Origin of the sequence: Hymenobacter amundsenii (assembly GCF_002204745.1) — a bacterium.
GTDB lineage: Bacteria > Bacteroidota > Bacteroidia > Cytophagales > Hymenobacteraceae > Hymenobacter > Hymenobacter amundsenii.
Map to the genome: position 1 here is coordinate 40,395 of NZ_NIRR01000014.1, position 19,587 is coordinate 59,981.

Here is a 19,587-nt window from a genome sequence, read left to right on the forward strand (position 1 = left end):
CTTGATGATTTGGTGGTTGGCTGCAAGTTGCCATTGTTCTGCCAGAAAATAGTACCCTGACAACTAATCACAGTCGGCGTGAGTAGGGAGGCCAAAAAGGGGCGTTACAAGATTTTTTAGGGCGCTTGCCGCATCAACTTCGGTGGGCCAACCGGGTGTGGGCTCACCGCTGCCGCTGGCAGCAAGCGCCACGCCCCGTATCAAGGCAACCAATCCAACCTGCCCTGGCGCCCGAAAACTGCGTATGTTGGGCCCATGCCTCTTTTCCGCCTCCTCCACCTCCTTGGGTTAGTCACGCTGCTGGCCGCCTGCCAAACCCAACCCGCCGGGCCGCCGCCGGCTTGCCCGGCCCCGGCGCCATTCACGGTGCAGCACCCGGCCTGGGCGGCCCAGGCCAGCATCTACGAGGTCAATATCCGCCAATACACGCCCGAGGGCACGTTTCGGGCCTTCGAGGCCCACTTGCCCCGCCTCGACAGCATGGGCGTGGGTATTCTGTGGCTGATGCCCATCAACCCCATCGGCCGGGTGAAGCGCAAGGGCACGCTCGGCAGCTACTACTCGGTGCAAGACTACCGGGCCGTGAACCCCGAAATGGGCACGCTGGCCGATTTGCAGCACTTAGTAGCCGCCGCCCACCAGCGCGGCATGCACGTTATTCTCGATTGGGTAGCCAACCACACCAGCTGGGACAGCGAGTTGGCCCGCCAGCACCCCGACTGGTTCACGCGCGACTCACTGGGCCGGTTCGTGCCCCCAGTAGCCGATTGGCAGGACGTGATTGACCTCGACTACAGCAAGCCCGAGCTACGCCGCTACATGACCGGGAGCCTGACCTATTGGGTGCGCGAGGCCGACGTGGATGGGTTCCGTTGCGACGTGGCCGGGCTGGTGCCCACCGATTTCTGGAACGACACCCGCGCCGCGCTGGCCCAAATCAAGCCCGTGTTTCTACTGGCCGAGTGGGACGAGCTGCACGCGCCACCCTTCCTGAAGCCCGGCGAGTTTACGCCCGACAGCCACCTGCTCGAAAAGGCCTTCGACGCCACCTACGCGTTGCGCCTGCGCTACCTGCTCGACAGCATTGCACGGCGCCAGCAGCCCACGGGGGCCATTACACGCTATTTGGAGGCCGAGCGGGCCAAGTACCCGGCTGGGGTGTATCTGATGAACTTCACTAGCAGCCACGACATCAACAGCTGGGACGGCACCGAATACGAGCGGCTGGGGGCCAACGCCCTGCCCCAGGCCGTACTGGCAGCCCTGCTGCCAGGCATCCCGATGGTGTATTCGGGCCAGGAGGCAGCGCTTAAAAAACGCCTCAGCTTCTTCGAGAAAGACCCCATTCCGTGGAACGGCTACCCGCTCCAGGACTTTTACACCCGGCTGCTGAACCTCAAAAAACGCAACCCGGCTTTGGCCAACGGCGACGCCTGCGCCGAAATGGAAACCTTGCCTCTCAGCTCCAGCCCCTGGGTGTACGGCTTCGTGCGCCGCCGCGAGCAGGCCGCCGTGCTCACGGCCGTCAACCTCGACACCCAACCCCATGAGTTGACCATGCGCACGCTCGGGCCGGGCACCTACCGCGAGCTGTTCAGCCAGCAGATTCTGCGGCTGGGCTCGGGCTCGAAGGTGCTGCTGCCCGCCCACGGCTACCGCGTGTACGAGCGGCTACCCGATGCACGGTAGCCGCTAACAGCGCCAAACAAAACTACGACGGCCCGATTTACGTGTGTTGGAGCCGCAGCCACCTGGCCCCGCTTTCGTCCTTATCTGACCCGCCTTATCGCGCCCCTATTGCCTGTTATGTCCCAATCGTCGCCGCACCCTCACGCCCAACAGTTTCAGGTTCAGCATCCTGCTTGGGCGCTCAACGCAACCATCTACGAAGTCAATATCCGCCAATACACGCCCGAGGGCACGTTTCGGGCTTTTGAGACGCACCTGCCCCGGCTGGCGGCTATGGGCATCAGCATTATCTGGCTGATGCCCGTTCATCCGATTGGGGAGCAGCACCGTAAGGGCACGCTCGGCAGCCAGTACGCCGTGCGCGACTATTTCGGCGTGAACCCCGAATTCGGCACCTTGGCCGACCTGTGCCACCTCGTGGCCGCCGCCCACGCCCTAGGCCTGCGGGTGCTGCTCGATTGGGTGGCCAACCATACCAGCTGGGACAACCCGCTCGTGACCCAGCACCCCGACTGGTACCAGCACGATGCCCAGGGCGCCCTCGTGCCCCCGGTGGCCGACTGGCACGATGTAGTAGCCTTCGACTACGGCAACCCCGAACTGCGCCGCTACATGACCGACGCACTGTGCTACTGGGTGCGCGAAGCCGATATCGACGGTTACCGCTGCGACGTGGCGGCGCTGGTGCCCACCGATTTTTGGGATGAGGCCCGCCCCGCCCTCGAAGCCCTCAAGCCCGTGTTCATGCTGGCCGAATGGGATGAGCTATATCCGTCGGGCGGGCTAACGTGGGAGGAGTTCAACTCCGATACCCACCTCTTGGAGCAGGCCTTCGACATGACATTCGGCCTGCGCCTGCACTACCTGCTCGACACGATTGCTGAGGGCAAAGCCTCCCTCTCCACCCTCGACGAGTACCGCGCCGCCGAGCGGGCCAAGTACCCGCCCTCGGTGTACCTAATGAATTTCACGAGCAACCACGACGTGAACAGCTGGGACGGCACCGAATACGAGCGCCTCGGCCCGCTGGCTCTGCCCTTCGCCGTGCTCACGGTGCTACTGCCCGGCATGCCGCTGGTGTACTCGGGCCAGGAAGCGGCCCTTAAAAAGCGGCTCGACTTCTTCGATAAAGACCCGATTGCGTGGCAGGATTTCCCGCTCCAGGATTTCTACACGCGCCTGCTCCAGCTCAAGCGCCGCCACCCGGCCTTGCTCAACGGCGACCCCGAAAGCTGCTTCGAGCGTCTGCCCGGCTCTGATTCGCTCTACGCCTTCCGGCGCCACAAAAACGGCGCGGCCGTGCTCTGCGTCATCAACATCGCAGCCGAAACGCAGGATCTGCCGCTGCCCGAGGCCGCCGCAGGTACCTGGCACGATGTGTTCAGCCACGATCAGCTGATGTTCCAGGCAGCCGACACGCTGCCCGTACCCGCCCACGGCTGGCGCGTGCTGGAGCAGGTGTAGCGGTTCGTTGCTGATGGTTGCCAGTAACCGGTTTGTCACCCTGACGAAGAAAAGACCCTTTAACGTTGAGGCGGGTCGTGGCTACGGCTGTTGTGGCGTGAGAGGGTGCTTCCTTCGTCAGGATGACGTTCCTTTATAAACAGCTGTCAACCAACAACGAGCTTCTACTTCATCCACCCCAGTTCCTGTAGAATGGCGTCGGTAATTATGCGGCGGCTGGCGGCGAACCGGGCGTCGGCGGGCTGGCCGCCGGCAGGCTTTACGTTGAGGGCGAAGAAGGCCTTGCGTCCGTCGGCGCGTTCTATCCAACCCACCAGCCAGGCATTATCGGGGTTGCGGGCCGAGCGGAAGCGCCACCCGGTTTTGCCATAAAGCGTGTACTGGGGCGTTTTCTTCAGGATGAGCAGCTGTTTGACGGCCCGCTGGTGCTGCTTTGCTACGGGTAGCACTTCGGCCTGAAGGCGGCTCAGAAAATCAATCTGCTGGAACTGCGTAATGCGCGACTTCCCATCGAGCCAGAAAGTGTCGAGCGTACTTTCCGTAACCACCATGCCGGGGTAGCCCAGCTTGCGCAGCCACGTACGGTAGGCAGGCACCCCAATGCGACGGGCCAGCTGCTGGTAGCACGGTACCGCCGACACGCGCAGGGCCCGGGCAAACGGCATATCCTGGTTCCATTGAGGAAAGTCGCGCGTTACGCCGTCCCAGCGGCAGATTTCGGAGGTGTCGCGCAGAGCGCCGGTGGCGAGGCCGATGAGCGTGTTGGGAATTTTGAAGGTGGAAGCGGGCAGAAAACCTTCGCGGCAGCGGTCGGGCCGGTAGGCCACAAACTGCCGGGCGGGTGCGTCGTAGAGCAAAAAAGACCCCTCTACGCCCTGCCGCAGAAAGTAGGGTTCGAAATCGCGCTGGGTCATGGTGGGCGCCTGTAGGCGGGTACTGCTGGACAGCAGCCCTGGCAGCAACAGCCAAAGGAGCAGAAGAGGATTTCTGAGCATCGCGTACGGGGGTTTATTCCGGTCTAAAGTAACAGGTTCCGGTAACCTAACGGCTCGGCCGGGAGTTTAACCCGCACACTACTATCCTAATCCTCTTGCATATGCAACACCGCGAACTGGGCCGCTCCGGCCTGCGCACCGCGCCCCTCGTGCTGGGTGGCAACGTGTTTGGCTGGACCGCCGACGAGGCTACTTCTTTCCGGGTACTCGATGCCTTTGTGGCCGGCGGCGGCAACGCCATCGACACGGCCAACGTGTATTCGGCCTGGGCCCCGGGCCACCAGGGCGGCGAGTCGGAAGCCGTTATCGGCAAGTGGCTGAAGCAGCGCGGCCGCCGCGATGAGGTGCTCATCCTCACCAAAGTGGGCATGAAGATGGGCGATGGTCGCCAGGGCCTGGGGAAGGCCTACATCAAAACGGCCGTCGAGGAGTCGCTCCAGCGCCTGCAAACCGATTACATCGACCTGTACCAATCGCACCAGGACGATGAGGAGCGCCCCGTTACCGAGCCGTTGGAGGCCTACGCCGAGCTGATTAAAGAAGGCAAAGTACGGGCCATCGGGGCCAGCAACTTCTCGGCTGGTCGGCTGCGGGCGGCCCTCGAAGCCAGCGTCACCCAGGGCCTGCCGCGCTACGAAACCCTCCAGCCCGAGTACAACCTTTACAACCGCGAAGCCCTCGAAAAAGACCTGCTGGCCTTGTGCCAGGAACACGGCCTGGGCATCATCCCGTACTTCGGGCTGGCCTCGGGCTTTCTGACGGGCAAGTACCGCTCCGAAAAAGACCTCGCCCAGAGCGTGCGCGGCAGCAGCATCGGACCCAAATACCTCAACGACCGGGGCTACCACATTCTCGACGCCCTCGATGCCGTAGTGGCCCGCCATGCCGGCGCTTCGCCCGCCCAGGTGGCCCTGGCCTGGATTATGGGCCGCCCCGGCCTCACCGCCCCCATTGCCTCGGCCACCAGCGCCCAGCAGGTCGAAGAGCTGATCAAGGCCATGCACTTGGAGCTGAGCGAGGCCGATATGCACCAGCTCAGCGAGGCTAGCAAGTAGTAAGGAGTAAAGAAACGTCATTCAGAGCAACGCGAAGAGTCTCGCGTGCTGTCGTTGAAATAAGCCTCAATGAGTAGCACGCGAGATTCTTCGCTTCACTCTGAATGACGTTTTTGCGCCGAATCACGTACCCATTCGGAGTTCCGCTCCTTTACCACGCCCTACCTCCCCTCCCGCTGCGCATGGATAAGCCGCCCATTATTCCTTTTGATTGGCACCGCATGCTGTGGGCCGACGACGTATCGTGGCCTTTTCTGCTCGAAATTGCCTTCCGTTGCGGCTTCACCTACCTCCTGATTCTGGGGGCGCTGCGCATTATGGGCCGGCGCGGGGTGCGGCAGCTCTCCATTTTCGAGCTCAGCATCATTCTGGGTCTAGGCTCCGCGGCCGGCGACTCCATGCTCTACGAGGATACGCCCCTGCTGCCGGCCGCTACCGTATTCGTGGTTGTCACAGCCCTCTACGTGCTTTTCAACCGCCTCACCGAGTGGTACCCGCGCTTTTCCGACTGGCTGGAAGGCAAACCCGTATTGTTGGTGGAAGAGGGCGTCATCAATCAACCCGGCTTCAACTCCCAGAACCTAACGCTGAAGGAGCTCTTCGGCGAGTTGCGGCAGCTGCAGGTGGAGCACCTGGGGCAGGTACGCCGGGCCTACATTGAGGCCACCGGCGAGTTCAGCGTGTTCTTTTTCGAGGATGAGCAGGTGCTTCCCGGCCTGCCCCTCTGGCCCGAGCTGCTGCGGGAGGCCCAGCCCACGGCCACCCAGCCCGGCCCCCACGCCTGCGCCAACTGCGGCCATGTGCGCGAGTTGGCCGCCGCTACCGAGGCCCGCTGCCCGGTATGCCAGAACGAAAGCTGGCTGCCCGCCAACACGGCCCGCCGGGTGAGTTGAGAAGTTCAGCTGCCCTTGGCTCGTCGCTTCGGCGGCTTACAGGCGGTAGGCTAATCCTACTCGTAGCATCTGGCTATACAGGTCGCCGGTGCCACCATCGTAGTTGCGCTCGTAGTCGAGTAGGCCGTAAGAGTAGCACACCGACAGGCCCAGCCGCTGATAGTAAGCCGTTAAGTTGGCGCGGGCCCGAAGGTCGAGCTTGGTATCGTCGCTGATGCGGTTGTTGGTGCGGACGGTAAAGCCGCCACCCGATGCCTCCCCTTTTTCCCGCTCGCTGAGCCGGACACCTAGTTCTGGGCCCAGGGTGGCATCGAGGTGGAAGGAGCCCGCCCCAAAGCGATGCCCCACAAATACATGCGTGTTGACAAAGCGGCCGGTGAAGGTGGTTTGTCCGCTGGCAGGTATAATGCGGCTACTGAAGCTAGATGTAGAGAGGGCCGCGACCTGCACGCGGCTGCGCAGCCACTCGTATCCGAGGTGCGCCCCGAGCACCAAATGGTGCGCCGTAGCGCGCTGCACCTGCCCGGCCCCGCCATACGAGAGCGTGAAGCGCTTGCCATAGGGCAAAGTGGTAAAGCCAACGCCCCCCGTTGTGCCATCGTTTCCGATAATAAGTGCGGGCCCTTCGGCCAGTGCGCCCCGGTAGCCGAAGTAGCCTGAGGTGGCGTGCAGCGTGAACTCGGTGCTTTGGGCCTGGGCGGTGGCGGCCCCGAGGCCGAGCGCGAGTAGTAGCAGGTGTTTCATAAGCGGTGGTCAGGAAATAGTTGGGGTTGACTGGGGGCACTGGGGGCGCAATATACCCCCTTGGCCTGGGAGCCGGTGAAATTGCGAACGGTTGCATTCTGCTGTTAGAAAAACAGACCGGGAAGCAAGGGTAACTTGCTCTTCTGATTGGGCGGAGTGCGGCCGCATGCCGGCTCCATTGCCCCGCCGTGCCCTACCTTGTTGCCCGATATGTCCGACCACTTGCCCGACCAACCCGCCGCCGGCCCCGCCGTGCCCCTGCCCTACCTCATCATTGACTTCGACAGCACGTTCACCCAGGTGGAAGGCCTCGATGAGCTGGCCGACATTGCCCTTGAAGGCTCACCCGACCGCGAGAAAATCGTGGGCCAGATTCGGGAGCTCACTGACCGGGGCATGAGCGGGGAGCTGAAGTTTTCGGAGTCGCTCCGGCAGCGGCTGGCGCTGCTGCCGGCCCGGCGGGCGCACATCGGGCAGCTAGTGGAGCGGCTCAAGGGCAAAGTGTCGGCGAGCATCCGGCGCAACCGGAGCTTCTTCGAGCGTTTTCCGGGCCGGGTGTACATCGTGAGCAGCGGCTTCCGCGAGTTTATCGAGCCGGTGGTGGCCGAGTTCGGCATCGACGCCGACCACGTGCTGGCCAACACCTTCACCTTCGACGCCGAGGACCGCATCACGGGCTTCGACCCGGAGAACGTGCTGAGCCAGGACGGCGGCAAAATCCGGCAGCTACGCCTGCTCGACCTCAATGGCCCGGTGTACGCCCTCGGCGACGGCTACACCGATTACCAGATCCGTGAGGCCGGCCTGGCCGACCGCTTCTACGCCTTCACCGAAAACGTAACCCGCCCCGCCGTGGTGGCCCACGCCGATAAGGTGCTGCCCAGCTTCGACGAATTTCTCTACCAGAACAACCTCCCCATGACCCTGAGCTACCCCAAAAACCGCATTAAAGTCCTGCTGCTCGAAAACCCCGATTCGCGCGCCGAGGAGCTGTTTCGGGCCGAAGGCTACCAGGTAGAAACCGTAACGGGCGGGCTCGATGAGGACGAGCTGATGGCGCGCATGGAGGGCGTAAGCATTCTGGGCATCCGCAGCAAAACCCAAGTCACGGCCCGGGTGCTCGAAGCCGCCAACCGCCTCATCGGCATCGGCGCGTTTTGCATCGGCACCAACCAGATTGACTTGGTGGGCTGCATGAAAAAGGGCGTGGCCGTATTCAACGCCCCGTTCAGCAACACCCGCTCGGTGGTGGAGCTGGCCCTGGGCGAAATTATTATGCTGGCCCGCCGCATCCCCGAAAAAAGCCCCAAAATGCACGCTGGCGAGTGGGATAAATCGGCGCGGGGCGCGTTTGAAATCCGGGGCAAGAAGCTGGGCATCGTGGGCTACGGCAACATCGGTTCGCAGCTTTCGGTGGTGGCCGAGGCCGTGGGCATGCAGGTGCTGTATTATGATGTGGCCGAGAAGCTCCAGCTGGGTAACGCCATCAAGTGCCGCACCCTCGACGAGCTGCTGGAGCAGGCCGACATCGTGACTCTGCACGTGGATGGCCGCCCCGAAAACACGGACCTGTTCGGGGAGGCGCAGTTTGCCCGCATGAAGCCGGGTTCCTTGTTTCTCAACAACGCCCGCGGCCCGGTGGTGGAAGTGCCCGCCCTGGCCGCCGCCCTGCGCTCGGGCCACCTGGGCGGAGCCGCCGTCGATGTGTTTCCGCACGAGCCCAAAACCAACGACGAGACTTTCGAGAGTGAATTACGGGACTTACCCAACGTGCTGCTCACGCCCCACATCGGGGGCTCTACGGCCGAGGCCCAGCGCAACATCGCCGAGTTCGTGCCCGAACGGATTATGCAGTACGTGAACACCGGCAACACCCAGCAGAGCGTCAATTTCCCCAACATTCAGCTACCCGACCAGCCGGCCCACCGCCTCATTCACATTCACCACAACGTGCCCGGCGTGCTGGCCCGCATCAACAATGTGCTGGCCGCCCACTCAGTCAACATCCTCGGCCAGTACCTGAAAACCAACGAGCACATAGGCTACGTGATTACCGACGTCGACAAGCAGTACGAGCCCGAGCTGATCAAAGCCCTGCGCGAAGTCGAGCACACGATTAAATTCCGGGTGTTGTACTAAACTACCAACCAAGTGCTTTTCGTTTTTAGTCCCGCAGGGACGGTATAGAGCTAACCAACAGCTGTCCATTCTTGCTTGAGGTCCCAACGGGGCGTTGCCATTCGTTAGCACGAGATATCGCCCTGCTGGGGCTTTTGGTTTGCTGGCATCTTTTGACGACCGATGTGTCGTCCTTCCGGGGCTAAAAAATCCCGCCATCTTGAGCACCACGCCCTTCGTTAGGCTGCGAGTAAATTGTGAGCAGGGCAACAAATGGAATCGGATAGGTTTCTTTGATTTAGGGGGTCGGGTAATATCTTGCGCCCGGCATTCTCCTTTCTCCTAACTATCCATTTATGCATCGTTTTAGCTTATTGCCGGCCCTGCTGCTGGCCGGCACTTCTTTGGCCCAGGCCCAGTACCTTACTTCCTTTACCCTGAAAGGCCAACTAGGGCTGCTACAGGGGCCAGCCAAAGTGTACCTGCGCCGCGAAGGATTGTTTCAAGGTCAGATTACTGATTCGGCGACCGTGAAGAACGGCACGTTCGTGCTCCGCGGCATTACGGATGGGCCCGTACGCGGCCGGTTGGTGCTGGTGCGGCCAGGGCAGTACCGGCGCCTGCTCACGGGGCAGGCCGACAACTGCGCCATTTACCTCGAAAAGGGCACTATCAGCGTCAGTAGCCCCGATTCGCTGGCGCATGCCACCGTGGGAGGCACCCCGCTCAACACCGAGTATCAGCAGCTCCGTCAGCAACTCGCGCCGGTGCAGGCCCCGATGGAAGCTCTGCGACAGGAGTATTACGCTACCCCACCCGACCGACGGGCCGCCACGGGCATCCTCCCCCGCCTCGAAGCTCAGCAGAACATCACCGAACCGGCCGAACTGGCGTTGCGGACTAGCTTCATTAAGGCGCACCCGGCCAGTCTGGTCAGTCTCGATGCCGTGCAGGACGTGGGTGGGCCCATTCCGAGCTACGCGGTAGTAGGGCCGCTGTTTGAGGGCCTGGATGCCCACCTCAAAGCCACGGCCCAGGGCCAAGCATTGGGCCGGCAGGTGGCGGCGCTGCAACGGGTGGCCGTCGGTGCTCCGGCCCCGGCCTTTACTCTGCCCGACCCCACCGGTAAAGCCTTTACGCTGGCCGACTTCCGGGGCAAGTTCGTGCTGGTCGATTTCTGGGCCAGCTGGTGCGGCCCCTGCCGCCGCGACAACCCCAACCTGATTCAGTACTACAACCAGTTCAAGGGCCGCAACTTCGAGGTCGTCGGCATCTCGCTGGATGATGCTCCCGACCGCGCCAAGTGGCTCAAGGCCGTGCAGGACGACCACCTGCCCTGGCTCCAGCTCTGGACGCCCGGCGGCTGGCAGCAGGGCGTGGCCCTACTCTACAACGTGCGCGCCATCCCCAGAACTTCCTGCTTGACCCCAACGGCGTCATCATCGCCACCAACTTGCACGGGGCGGAGCTCCAAGCAACCTTGGCCAAGGTGCTCAAGTAACCCGGTTGCTGACGACTCAATGGCCCATCTGGCCTCGGTGGAGCGCCATGGGCTTCTGCGCATCCTCCTGTTAGCCTCTACCGGCGGGCGCGTTCAACGCGTCCCTGACTTATTTCTACTCATGACCCGCGTTCTTCGCCTATGCTAATTCGTGTTGCCTACGACGAGCACACGCTCACCGTGTACCAGGCCTACCACCCGGCCATTGCCCTTTCGGCCGTAGCCCAGCAAAGTCTGGTGCTGCCCGGCTTCAAAGCGACTCGCATGACTTGGATCAAGCCCTCCTTCCTATGGATGATGTACCGTTCGGGCTGGGCCACGAAAGTGAATCAGGAACGGATACTAGCCCTAAAAATAAAGCGCACCGGGCTCGAATGGGCCCTGCAACACGCCTGCTTGTCCCGTTTCGAAGCTGCCGCTCATTTGAACTCAACTGAGTGGGAGAACAGCCTGCAGGCTGCTCCTGTACGCATCCAATGGGACCCGGAGCGGGATCTGCACCTCCAACCCTTGCCGCATCGGGCCATTCAGATCGGGCTCTCCGGTGAAGCCGTATCGCGGTACGTGCACGAGTGGGTAGTGGAGATTACAGACGTAACGGATCTGGCTCATGAAATCTATGCCTTGGTTGAGGGAGGCCACCTGCAGGAAGCCACGGCCCGGCTGCCACACGAAGGGGTTTATCCGACCCCGGCCATACCGCACCTGCTCCTAGAACCTGCCGCGAGCTAATCCGGCCGCATTGGGTAGCCATCCAGAAAGCACTCTACATCCGGTCGCGCACCAGCGTGAGCACCCGCTCCATCTCGCGGCGAATGTCACTGGTGGGCACCACGTAGCCGTTGTTGAAGAAGCTGAAAGCCACTAGCCGGCCCGAACGGGTGCGCAGGTAGCCGGCCAGGTTATGGGTGTTGGTGAGGGTGCCCGTCTTGCCCCAGAGCCAGGGGCCTGTTTTGCCCGCCAAATATGCCCGGTGCAGGGTGCCCTGCCCGCCGCCCGCCGCCAGTAAACTCAGCAGCCGGGGCTCCTGAATTTGCTGGTGCAGCAGCAGCAGCACCGCCGTCAGGCTGCGGGGCGTAAGCAGATTCAGGCGCGAAAGGCCCGAGCCATCGACCCACACCGGCGCATCGGGCAGGGTACGCAGGTAGTTGCCCTGCATGGCCCGGATAGTACGGGCAGGACTGAGCGAATCGGCCCCCAGGGCCGAGGAACACATGAGCAGCAGCTGCTCGGCCAGGAAATTGTCGCTCACCCGAATCATGCGGCGGTAGAGCGAATCGACGGGCAGACCACGCAGGGTGCGCACCGAATCCTGGGGCCGAAGGCATAGCGGGCCGGCCGCCAGCACGGGGCGGCGCAGCGTGTCCTGGAGCAGCTGGAGCAGCAGGCCGGGGCTGGTCCGGAACGGCACCTCATCCACCCAGTTGCGGGTAGCCGGAAACACTAAAAACTGGTTTTCTTCTAGGGGCCGGCGCACGTGGTCGTTGGCGGGGTTGGCCAGCGTGGGCGGCGCGGGAGCCGTGAGCGGCCGGAAGAAGGCCGGCAGCACGCGCGGAGCCTGGGCCGGCCGGCCATAGAAGCGCACGGTGTTGCCGTAGATGGGCAACGGGCCGCGCTCGGGCTGAAAATAATAGCCGTAATCGTCCCAGCTCCAGCCAGGGCCGAAGGAGGGTGGAGCAGGCACAGTGGCATAGAACAGCTTTTCGGGCCGGGTGCGCAGGAACTCGTAGGCCCGGCGCGAGGGCACGTCGCCGTGGAGCAGGGTCGGGTCGCCGGTACCCCAGAAAAGCAGCGTATCGGCCCGTAGCACGTAGTGCAAACTGGGCAGCGAGTCGGGCAGCAGCCGCAGGCCGGCGTACAGGCTCAGCAGCTTCATGGTACTGGCCGGCGTGAAATAGTGGTCTTCGTTGAAGCCGAACAGCTGCTGGCCGGTGGCTACATCTACCAGGCTCAGGCCCACGTGGTGGCGGCGTAGTACGGCCGATTCGAGCAGCTGCTGGCCGAGCCAGACGGGGTTGGGAGCCGGGCGCGGCGCGGCGGGCGGGCTGGGTTGGGCAGTGAGGGCGAGGGGCAACAGGGCCAGCCCGAGGGCAAGGCAGCGAATCAGGGCGGCGTACATACTGCCCGCAAGTTGCGGAATAGCGGGCGAACCGGCGCATTTTTCTCGCTCGCGGACCGTTAAAATACCGATCAGCGTGCCCAGCCAAACCAACCACGTATCACTGCAAAACTACTTTCTTTACGTTTCTTCCAGGCTTTTTTTGCCGACGGGGTTAAACCCCGGCCCCCGGAGCGCTTCTATACTGCCAGAAACCGGCCACACTCGCCGCCTTACTCCCGTACGCTATTATGAAAACAACCCTTCTCTCCGTCCTTTTCTTCTGCGGCCTGCTCCTGACCACGGCCCCGGCCAGCTTTGCCCAGACGGCCCCCACTTCCCAAACGACGGCAACGGCCGCGCCGGCCCACCACGAAGCCCGTGCTTACGTGCGGCAAAATGTGCTGCCCGCCGTGCGCGAACAGCGTCGGCAGCTGGAAAGCCAGCTCACGACGGCCGACCGCGCCCAACTGGCCATCTACCGCAACCAGCTGCGCGAAGTCCGGGTGCAGGGGCGCGCGCTGCGCCAGTCGCTGCGGCCAGCGGCGGGAACAGCCGCTGCTACGCCGGGTACCCGCCCCACACTCACCGAAGCCCAGCAGCAGCAGGTGCAGCAGCTCCGCACCGAAACCAAGGGCATCATGGCCAATGTGCAGCAAATGGCCCAGCGCTACACCACCGACATCAACCGCCTGACTCACGCGCTCAAACCCCAGCAGGAAAAATGGGTGGCCGATCTGCGAGCCCTCGCCCCCGCTGGCAAGCCGGAAACGGCTGCCCGTCCGGGCCGCCACCCCCGGCATGGCGGCGCGCTGGGCCGCCTGCTACGGCCCACTGCCTTCCTGCTGCTCGACCCCAATGCCCCAGCTCGGGCCGACAAAGCGCGTTCCCAGAGCCTGGTATACCCTAACCCCGCCACCACTACCACCGAGCTGGCCTACGAGGTAACGAAGGCCGGGGCCGTAACCGTGGAACTGCTCGACGGCCGGGGCAACACCCTGCGGACCGTCGCCCAGGACAGCAAACAGGACAAGGGCCCGCACACGCTGGCCGTGGAGGTAGCCGACCTGCCCGCTGGCACTTACTTCTTCAAAATCACGACCCGCGCCGGGGCCGAGACGCGCCGCTTCGTGAAGGAGTAACAGCCAGCTGAGCCAATATGCACCTGCCTTCGGGCGTTAGGATAGCGGACCCGCCAGCGCGGGTCCGCTTTTTTTGCGGCCCGGCCGGTCGCCACCCGTTATCTTTACGCCCTATGCTGCGCTCCTTTCTTACCTGGGTTTCGATACTTGTGATGACCACCGCCCTGGCGGCCTGCTGCGGCTCCACGGCCTGCGACTGCAACGATACCTTTGCCGATGCCGTTGGCCTGCGTTTCGATACGCTGGGCACCAGCAGCAGCCCGGCTTTCAAGGTCAGTGAGCTGCGAACCGTGTTTCTGGTGCGGCGGCTGCTCCGGCCCGATGCCCAACAGCTGCTGCTAGCCGATACCGTGCAACTGGAACGCACCACGCTCCAGGCCCGTCAGCCGCTCATCCTCAATAATACCACACCCTTCAGTCAGGCCGGCAACCGTAAGCTCGACCAGTACGCCTACCGGGTTTACCTGGCCCCAACCCGCACGGCCAAAATCCACAGCTTCGACTATGCCATCGACAGCGTGCAACTGACCACCGAGTACCAGGCCGATGGCTGCTGCACCTGCTTCAACAACACCCGCAAGCTCGTCTATGTCAACGGCTCCGCGAGCCCCATCAACTTAAAGGACGCCGATGGCGAAAACGGCCTCGTGGAGCTCAATGTGCTGCGCAAGCCCTAAACCGACGCGACGCGTGGTGCGGCATGCCACGTCCGGCGGTCCGGCAGACTCGTATAGGTCGTATGCGTGCGGCTGCCGGTTTCGGCAGGGTGCGCCCGAACCGCTTCCATTATGCTGAAAGAACCCGTCGTTGCCCCTAAGTCCACTTTCCCGTTCCAAACCACGCTGAGCCTGGAGCCGCTCATTGCGTACTGGAAAGCCGGCGAAACGTCTACCAACGAAGGCATCGCCCTGCTTTCGCGCTCGGTGGGGGCCCAGGTAGCAACCGCCGACTGGGCCCGGGGGGCCATCACCGACCTTGAACAACTCGCCTGCAACTGCGACTTGGTCGAAACGTTGATGTTGGCCGTATTTCCGCCCGCTTCCTTTCCCACCGATATCGTGGGGGCAGTGGCCCCATTTCAGCGCCACAGCTTCTACCAGACGCCCCGCTTTGCCGAGGTGCTGCTCAACGCCCAGCACATTATCAAGCAGCCGCTCAACATCACGATGGAGCAGCTCGATACCTTTACAACCCGCATGGCCTACCAGCTCATTCTGGAGAAGGTATATGGGGTGAAGCTGCCCTTACAGGGTGGTATTATTTTCACGGTGCCCGACTACAGTATTGGCCTGTACCGCCACTACGGCGTCGAGTTCAACGCCACGTTTCTGGAGGTGACGCTGGTGGGCGACAAGCCGGAGCTGACGGCCGAGCAGCTCGAGTTTCTGAGCCGTAACCCCCACCGCACCGATTTGTGGCTGGAGCAGCTGCCGCCCGAGCACTTTGTTATTGAGGGCTTCAACATCCTGCACCTCGTTGATGTAACCGAGCAGGAAATTCTGTCGGAGCTAAAGTATGATCTGCTGGAGCGCGACGTGCTCCAGGCCTCCGACCGGTTGGAGCAGATTCAGGAGAAGCTGCGGGTGTTGTTTGGCAAGCCGTTTCTGCAGCTCGGCATTGCCGCCTACGACGAGAAGAAACGGGCTTTCGTGGACTTCGGACGCAAAATCAACCACAGCTTCCTCACCAAGCAGCTACATACGCCCGACGCCAGCTCCGGCTTCCGCCAGATTTATGGCCGCCTCTGGGCCGACCGCCGCCCGTTGGTAATCGAAGACGTGGAGCAGGCCGACATTCCAGAGGATTTGCGCGAGCAGATTCTAAGCCTGGGCATCCGCTCGGCCATTCTGGCCCTGCTGCCCTACGGCAACGATACGGTGGGCTTGCTGGAACTGGGCTCGCCCAACGTGGGCGACCTCAACGAGTTCAGCCTCGAAAACGTGAACCAGTTTTTGCCCCTGTTCGCGGTGGCCGTGAAGCGCAACGCCGAAGACATTCAGACCCGGGTGCAGGCCATCGTGAAGGAGAAGTTCACGGCCATCCACCCCACCATGGAATGGCGCTTTACCGATGCGGCCCAAAACCTGCTTCAGCAGCTGGAAGACGGCAACCGCCAGGCCGAAATGGAGGATATTGTGTTCCATGACGTGTACCCGCTGCACGGCTCCAGCGACATTCGGGGCAGCAGCACAGCCCGCAACGAGGCCATTCAGGGCGACTTGGTGGAGCACCTCACCCTGGCCGGCAAAGTACTCAAAAAGGCCTCCGAGTTTCAGCAGCTACCCATTCTCGACGAGCTGAAATTTTACGTGAGCAAGAACCTGCGCCGCTTGCGCCAAGGCATTGTGAGCGGCGACGAGGTGAACATTCTCGACTCGTTGCGCACCGAGATGGAGCCGCTCTTCGAGTACCTGGGCCAGAACACGGCCGAGCTACGGCCCGTCATTGCCCAGTACTGGGCCCAGATTGACCCTGAACTGGGCATCCTCTATAAGCGCCGCAAGGCCTTCGAGCAAAGCACTACCCTGCTCAATGATGCCGTAGCCAACTACCTCGATGAGGAGGATACCAAGGCCCAGGCCATGTTCCCGCACTACTTCCAGCGCTTCAAAACCGATGGCGTGGAGCATAATATCTACGTGGGCGCGGCATTGGTCGAAGACAAGCCTTTCGATCTGGTATTCCTCAAAAACCTGCGCCTCTGGCAGTTGCTGACGATGGTGGAAATTACGCGCCGCACGGTAGCCCTGCGCGACACGCTGCCCGTTCCGCTTGAAACCACCCAACTGATTCTCATCCACAGCCAGCCCCTGAGCATCCGTTTCCGCCAGGATGAGCGCCAGTTCGACGTGGATGGTGCCTACAACATCCGCTACGAAATCATCAAGAAGCGCATCGACAAGGCCACTATTTTGGGCACCAACGAGCGGCTCACTCAGCCCGGCTACCTGGCCCTAGTGTACTCCCAGCAGCGCGAGGCCGACGAGTACCTCGAATACCTCGATTACCTCCAGGACCGCGGCCTGCTCGAAGACGAAATCGAGGAGCTCGAACTCGAAGAGCTCCAGGGAGCCAAAGGCCTGTTGGCGCTACGGGTAAAGGTGAAGCTGGAGGGAAGAAGTGAGAAGTGAGAAGTGAGAAGTGAGAAGTTGATAACGGAGGCCGGACTGAAAAGGGACGTCGTTTAGAGCGTAGCGAAGAATGACGTTCTTTCTTACCTCCTCACCCCATCACCCCTAACACTCAACCGAAACATTACCCGCAGCAGAATCAGCCAGAGTAGTGCGCCGGCGAAACCGGCCAGCACATCGGTGGCGTAATGCACATGCAGGTACACGCGGGTCAGACCGATAAGGAAGGCGAAAAGGAGGAGTGCAATGGCCCAGGCCGGGTGGTGCCGGTGCCGCCACACAATCCAGGCCAGGCAGCCGTAGAGGGCCAGCCCGATCATGGCGTGGCCGCTCGGAAAGCTCAGGCCAGCCTGCTGAAACAGAGCTGATTGGGGCCGCAGGCGGTGGAAATAGGTTTTGAGCAGTTGGTTGAGCAGGGAGGAACCCGCTACCGCCCAAAACACCTCCCAGGCTTCGTGCCGATGCTTCCACCAGCCCAATAGCAGCGGAATGCCGAGGCCGGCCGCTACCAGCCAGGGCAGCGAGGCGAAAAACGTGAGGCTCCGCACCACCGGCGTGAGACCCGGCCAGGCGGTCCGCACCGCATCAAGCTGCCCGAAAGCCCAGTTATCAAACCGCACTGAATTGGCGACGAATACCACCCGCGTGAGGTAGAAAAACAGGACCGCCGCCCCTAAAAAAACGCTTCCTACAATCACCAATTCCAGCGTGAGCAAACTCAGCGCGGCCGTTACGCGGGCAGTTATTTTCTTGATCACGGATTAGCGCTGATTTTGATCACAGATTTACGCTAATTTCTCGCTAATTACGCAGGTGTGTTGCAGCCCGTTCAATCTGCAACAGCCACCGGTGCAACAAGCCCGCCGAAGCTCGTTCTGTTTTGTGTTCAAAGCGAGCGAAACCACATCTGCCCAATCAGCGGAAAAAATCAGCGCCAACCTGTGATCAAAAGAAAAAGCCGGCCCATTGCTGGACCGGCTTTTCTGTGCGCTCGGGGAGACTCGAACTCCCACACCTTGCGGAACTGCCGCCTGAAGACAGCGCGTCTACCAATTTCGCCACAAGCGCAGCTGTTTTTATCAATGGCCCTTCAGATAAGCGCCTTTTGATGCTGCAAAGATAGGCGGCTTTTCCGCAGCGCCGCAAGTTTTCGCTGAAAAAAAGGCGTAAAATTATTCGGCAAAAGGCTATTTTGAGACTATATAGACTGTTTTTCAGCTGATTGCAATTGCTTTTTGAAGCGCTTTCCCACCTGTATTTCCAGCTGTTTCAGCAGCGGAATAGCAATTATCAGCCAGGCAAGACCCGCCGTAAAACCGGCCAGCACGTCGGTGGCGTAGTGCACCCGCAGGTATACGCGGGTCAGGCCAATGAGCACGATTAAGGCAGACAGGGTGGCGACTACTGCGTAACGCACCGCCGGGCGGCGCAGGCTCGTCCAGGCAAAATAAATCAGCAGGCCGTAGAAGGAAGCCGAAATCATGGCGTGTCCGCTGGGGAAGCTCAGGCCCGAGGCCGAGGTAAGGGGCAGCAAGGGCCGGGGGCGCTGGTAAATCTGTTTGAGCAGCAGGTTGAGCGTAATGCTGCCTAACGCCACTACCGGCACCAGCAGCGAGTACCAGCGGTGCCGGTGCACCAGCAGCAGCCAGGCCACCAGCACCAGTCCTGCCACCGTAATGAAGTTGCGCGAAGCCAGAAACGTGACGGCTTCCACCCACTGCTGCCGGCCCGCCCCCAGCAGCTGGCGCACCCACCGGAACGCGGCCGCATCGAAGGTGGCGGCATCCTGGTCGAACACCTCCCGGCTCAGGGCCAGGAACGCCACCACACCCGCCGTACCCAGGGTCAGGGTAATAGCAAATTCGGTTGCAAACAGGATAAAGCCGGCCAGCAGCCGGCGCAAATGGTTGGTCATGGTCCTAACATACGGTAGAACCCAGAAACGGTCGGTGGCCTGGAGCTTGCGGGTACGCTCCTTCCTGTTTGGATGAGCCATCTGCAACCGGGAAAACAGCCCCATCTTGCCCCTCGCAACCAGTCCAACCCATGCCTGCTCCCCTCCCCGACTCTGGATTTGATTACGTAGCGGCGTTTTACGACCCGTTTTCCCGGCTGGTGTACGGGCGGGCGTTGCAGCGGGCCCAGCAGGCGGCCCTGGATCGGGGCTTGCCGCCGGACCAGCCGCGGCTGCTCATCATCGGCGGGGGTTCGGGCTGGGTGTTGGGCGAGGTGCTGCGCCGCCGCCCGCAGGCCCGCATTGTGTACCTCGAAGCCTCGCCCCGGATGCTGGATCGCAGCCGGGCTTATTTGGCTAGGCACTACCCGCAGGCTGCCAACCAAGTGAACTTTCGGCTGGGCACGGAGGAAAGCCTGGGGTCCGAGGAGCAGTTTGGTGGCCTGATTACGTTCTTTTTTCTCGATTTATTCGAGCCCGCCCGGCTCCGGCACATTATGGCGCGGCTGGGGGCAGTCCGCAAGCCGGGGGGGCCGTGGCTGCTGGCCGATTTCGGGCCGCCCCGCACCTGGTGGCACCGGCTGCTGCTAAAACTGATGTACAGTTTTTTTGGCCTGATTACCGGCATCAGCGGGCGGCGGCTCCCCCCAATTGAGGCCGAGCTGGCCCGGCTGGGACTACACCCGGAACCGGCCGGGCAGTTTTACGGGGGCATGGTGGAAGCCAGCGTATGGCGGTAGGGAAAGGTCGCACGGTACCCTACTTTAGCCGGCAGGTGTTAGGTTGCAACTCCATTCTTATTT

Annotated in this window: 16 protein-coding genes and 1 tRNA gene; 11 read left to right on the forward strand and 6 right to left on the reverse strand. The window is 62.2% G+C overall.

The genetic code is table 11. The annotated features are described in order from the left end of the window. Positions 1-255 precede the first annotated feature (255 nt). Both CDA63_RS10125 and CDA63_RS10130 read left to right on the forward strand, forming a co-directional pair. Positions 256-1,689: an alpha-amylase family glycosyl hydrolase gene (locus CDA63_RS10125; protein WP_088464341.1), complete on the forward strand. Its 1,434-nt coding sequence runs from the start codon at positions 256-258 to the stop codon at positions 1,687-1,689. A 117-nt stretch (positions 1,690-1,806) separates the two neighbouring features. Then, entirely contained in the window at positions 1,807-3,153 is a 1,347-nt protein-coding gene (locus CDA63_RS10130; RefSeq protein ID WP_088464342.1) for an alpha-amylase family glycosyl hydrolase, read from the forward strand. Positions 3,154-3,317: 164 nt separating this feature from the next. Here CDA63_RS10130 and CDA63_RS10135 read toward each other — a convergent pair whose 3' ends face one another. Beyond that, complete coding sequence (locus tag CDA63_RS10135) at positions 3,318-4,148, reverse strand: penicillin-binding transpeptidase domain-containing protein (RefSeq protein WP_088464343.1); 831 nt, start codon at positions 4,146-4,148, stop codon at positions 3,318-3,320. Positions 4,149-4,249: 101 nt separating this feature from the next. Between CDA63_RS10135 and CDA63_RS10140 the strand changes: the two genes are divergently transcribed. Both CDA63_RS10140 and CDA63_RS10145 read left to right on the forward strand, forming a co-directional pair. After that, positions 4,250-5,203, forward strand: coding sequence for an aldo/keto reductase (locus CDA63_RS10140; RefSeq protein WP_088464344.1), 954 nt, complete (start codon positions 4,250-4,252; stop codon positions 5,201-5,203). 182 nt (positions 5,204-5,385) lie between these two features. Further along, positions 5,386-6,096 carry a DUF421 domain-containing protein gene (locus CDA63_RS10145; RefSeq protein ID WP_165768258.1) on the forward strand — a complete coding sequence of 237 codons (711 nt, stop codon included), beginning with the start codon at positions 5,386-5,388 and terminating at the stop codon, positions 6,094-6,096. A gap of 36 nt (positions 6,097-6,132) precedes the next feature. Here CDA63_RS10145 and CDA63_RS10150 read toward each other — a convergent pair whose 3' ends face one another. Then, positions 6,133-6,840 (reverse strand): hypothetical protein, encoded by a 708-nt coding sequence (locus CDA63_RS10150; protein WP_088464346.1) that lies wholly within the window; start codon positions 6,838-6,840, stop codon positions 6,133-6,135. Between the two features lie 210 nt (positions 6,841-7,050). On the opposite strand from CDA63_RS10150, the gene serA reads away from it, so the two are divergent. The 3 genes from serA to CDA63_RS10165 all read left to right on the forward strand — a co-directional run bounded on the left by serA (position 7,051) and on the right by CDA63_RS10165 (position 11,191). Beyond that, positions 7,051-8,979, forward strand: a complete 1,929-nt coding sequence (gene serA, locus CDA63_RS10155; RefSeq protein WP_088464347.1) for a phosphoglycerate dehydrogenase — start codon at positions 7,051-7,053, stop codon at positions 8,977-8,979. A 335-nt stretch (positions 8,980-9,314) separates the two neighbouring features. Next, a complete protein-coding gene (locus tag CDA63_RS10160) occupies positions 9,315-10,607 on the forward strand; it encodes a TlpA disulfide reductase family protein (protein WP_088464348.1) in 1,293 nt (430 codons plus the stop codon). Continuing rightward, positions 10,601-11,191: a DUF4291 domain-containing protein gene (locus CDA63_RS10165; RefSeq protein WP_088464349.1), complete on the forward strand. Its 591-nt coding sequence runs from the start codon at positions 10,601-10,603 to the stop codon at positions 11,189-11,191. The genes CDA63_RS10160 and CDA63_RS10165 overlap by 7 nt, the downstream gene beginning before the upstream one ends. 34 nt (positions 11,192-11,225) lie before the next feature. Here CDA63_RS10165 and CDA63_RS10170 read toward each other — a convergent pair whose 3' ends face one another. Further along, positions 11,226-12,578 carry a D-alanyl-D-alanine carboxypeptidase/D-alanyl-D-alanine-endopeptidase gene (locus CDA63_RS10170; RefSeq protein ID WP_088464350.1) on the reverse strand — a complete coding sequence of 451 codons (1,353 nt, stop codon included), beginning with the start codon at positions 12,576-12,578 and terminating at the stop codon, positions 11,226-11,228. 230 nt (positions 12,579-12,808) lie between these two features. On the opposite strand from CDA63_RS10170, the gene CDA63_RS10175 reads away from it, so the two are divergent. The 3 genes from CDA63_RS10175 to CDA63_RS10185 all read left to right on the forward strand — a co-directional run bounded on the left by CDA63_RS10175 (position 12,809) and on the right by CDA63_RS10185 (position 16,830). Further along, positions 12,809-13,699 (forward strand): T9SS type A sorting domain-containing protein, encoded by an 891-nt coding sequence (locus CDA63_RS10175; RefSeq protein WP_088464351.1) that lies wholly within the window; start codon positions 12,809-12,811, stop codon positions 13,697-13,699. A 113-nt stretch (positions 13,700-13,812) separates the two neighbouring features. After that, positions 13,813-14,376, forward strand: a complete 564-nt coding sequence (locus tag CDA63_RS10180; protein WP_126546810.1) for a hypothetical protein — start codon at positions 13,813-13,815, stop codon at positions 14,374-14,376. Positions 14,377-14,487: 111 nt separating this feature from the next. Then, complete coding sequence (locus CDA63_RS10185; protein WP_088464353.1) at positions 14,488-16,830, forward strand: GAF domain-containing protein; 2,343 nt, start codon at positions 14,488-14,490, stop codon at positions 16,828-16,830. A gap of 83 nt (positions 16,831-16,913) precedes the next feature. Here the strand turns inward: CDA63_RS10185 and CDA63_RS10190 are convergent, their stop codons facing one another. From CDA63_RS10190 to CDA63_RS10200, 3 genes are all read right to left on the reverse strand, one after another. Further along, positions 16,914-17,588, reverse strand: coding sequence for a phosphatase PAP2 family protein (locus CDA63_RS10190; protein WP_088464354.1), 675 nt, complete (start codon positions 17,586-17,588; stop codon positions 16,914-16,916). A 228-nt stretch (positions 17,589-17,816) separates the two neighbouring features. Continuing rightward, positions 17,817-17,898 (reverse strand) — tRNA-Leu (locus tag CDA63_RS10195). A gap of 130 nt (positions 17,899-18,028) precedes the next feature. After that, positions 18,029-18,826: a phosphatase PAP2 family protein gene (locus tag CDA63_RS10200; protein ID WP_242434637.1), complete on the reverse strand. Its 798-nt coding sequence runs from the start codon at positions 18,824-18,826 to the stop codon at positions 18,029-18,031. Positions 18,827-18,876: 50 nt separating this feature from the next. On the opposite strand from CDA63_RS10200, the gene CDA63_RS10205 reads away from it, so the two are divergent. Continuing rightward, a complete protein-coding gene (locus CDA63_RS10205) occupies positions 18,877-19,524 on the forward strand; it encodes a class I SAM-dependent methyltransferase (protein WP_088464356.1) in 648 nt (215 codons plus the stop codon). The last annotated feature ends 63 nt before the right edge of the window (positions 19,525-19,587 follow it).

Bases quoted from the DNA above. Each gene is read 5' to 3' on its own strand.
- CDA63_RS10125 (WP_088464341.1), top strand. From the start codon at position 256: ATGCCTCTTTTCCGCCTCCTCCACCTCCTTGGGTTAGTCACGCTGCTG.
- CDA63_RS10130 (WP_088464342.1), top strand. From the start codon at position 1,807: ATGTCCCAATCGTCGCCGCACCCTCACGCCCAACAGTTTCAGGTTCAG.
- CDA63_RS10135 (WP_088464343.1), bottom strand. From the start codon at position 4,148: ATGCTCAGAAATCCTCTTCTGCTCCTTTGGCTGTTGCTGCCAGGGCTG.
- CDA63_RS10140 (WP_088464344.1), top strand. From the start codon at position 4,250: ATGCAACACCGCGAACTGGGCCGCTCCGGCCTGCGCACCGCGCCCCTC.
- CDA63_RS10145 (WP_165768258.1), top strand. From the start codon at position 5,386: ATGGATAAGCCGCCCATTATTCCTTTTGATTGGCACCGCATGCTGTGG.
- CDA63_RS10150 (WP_088464346.1), bottom strand. From the start codon at position 6,840: ATGAAACACCTGCTACTACTCGCGCTCGGCCTCGGGGCCGCCACCGCC.
- serA (WP_088464347.1), top strand. From the start codon at position 7,051: ATGTCCGACCACTTGCCCGACCAACCCGCCGCCGGCCCCGCCGTGCCC.
- CDA63_RS10160 (WP_088464348.1), top strand. From the start codon at position 9,315: ATGCATCGTTTTAGCTTATTGCCGGCCCTGCTGCTGGCCGGCACTTCT.
- CDA63_RS10165 (WP_088464349.1), top strand. From the start codon at position 10,601: ATGCTAATTCGTGTTGCCTACGACGAGCACACGCTCACCGTGTACCAG.
- CDA63_RS10170 (WP_088464350.1), bottom strand. From the start codon at position 12,578: ATGTACGCCGCCCTGATTCGCTGCCTTGCCCTCGGGCTGGCCCTGTTG.
- CDA63_RS10175 (WP_088464351.1), top strand. From the start codon at position 12,809: ATGAAAACAACCCTTCTCTCCGTCCTTTTCTTCTGCGGCCTGCTCCTG.
- CDA63_RS10180 (WP_126546810.1), top strand. From the start codon at position 13,813: ATGCTGCGCTCCTTTCTTACCTGGGTTTCGATACTTGTGATGACCACC.
- CDA63_RS10185 (WP_088464353.1), top strand. From the start codon at position 14,488: ATGCTGAAAGAACCCGTCGTTGCCCCTAAGTCCACTTTCCCGTTCCAA.
- CDA63_RS10200 (WP_242434637.1), bottom strand. From the start codon at position 18,826: ATGGCTCATCCAAACAGGAAGGAGCGTACCCGCAAGCTCCAGGCCACC.
- CDA63_RS10205 (WP_088464356.1), top strand. From the start codon at position 18,877: ATGCCTGCTCCCCTCCCCGACTCTGGATTTGATTACGTAGCGGCGTTT.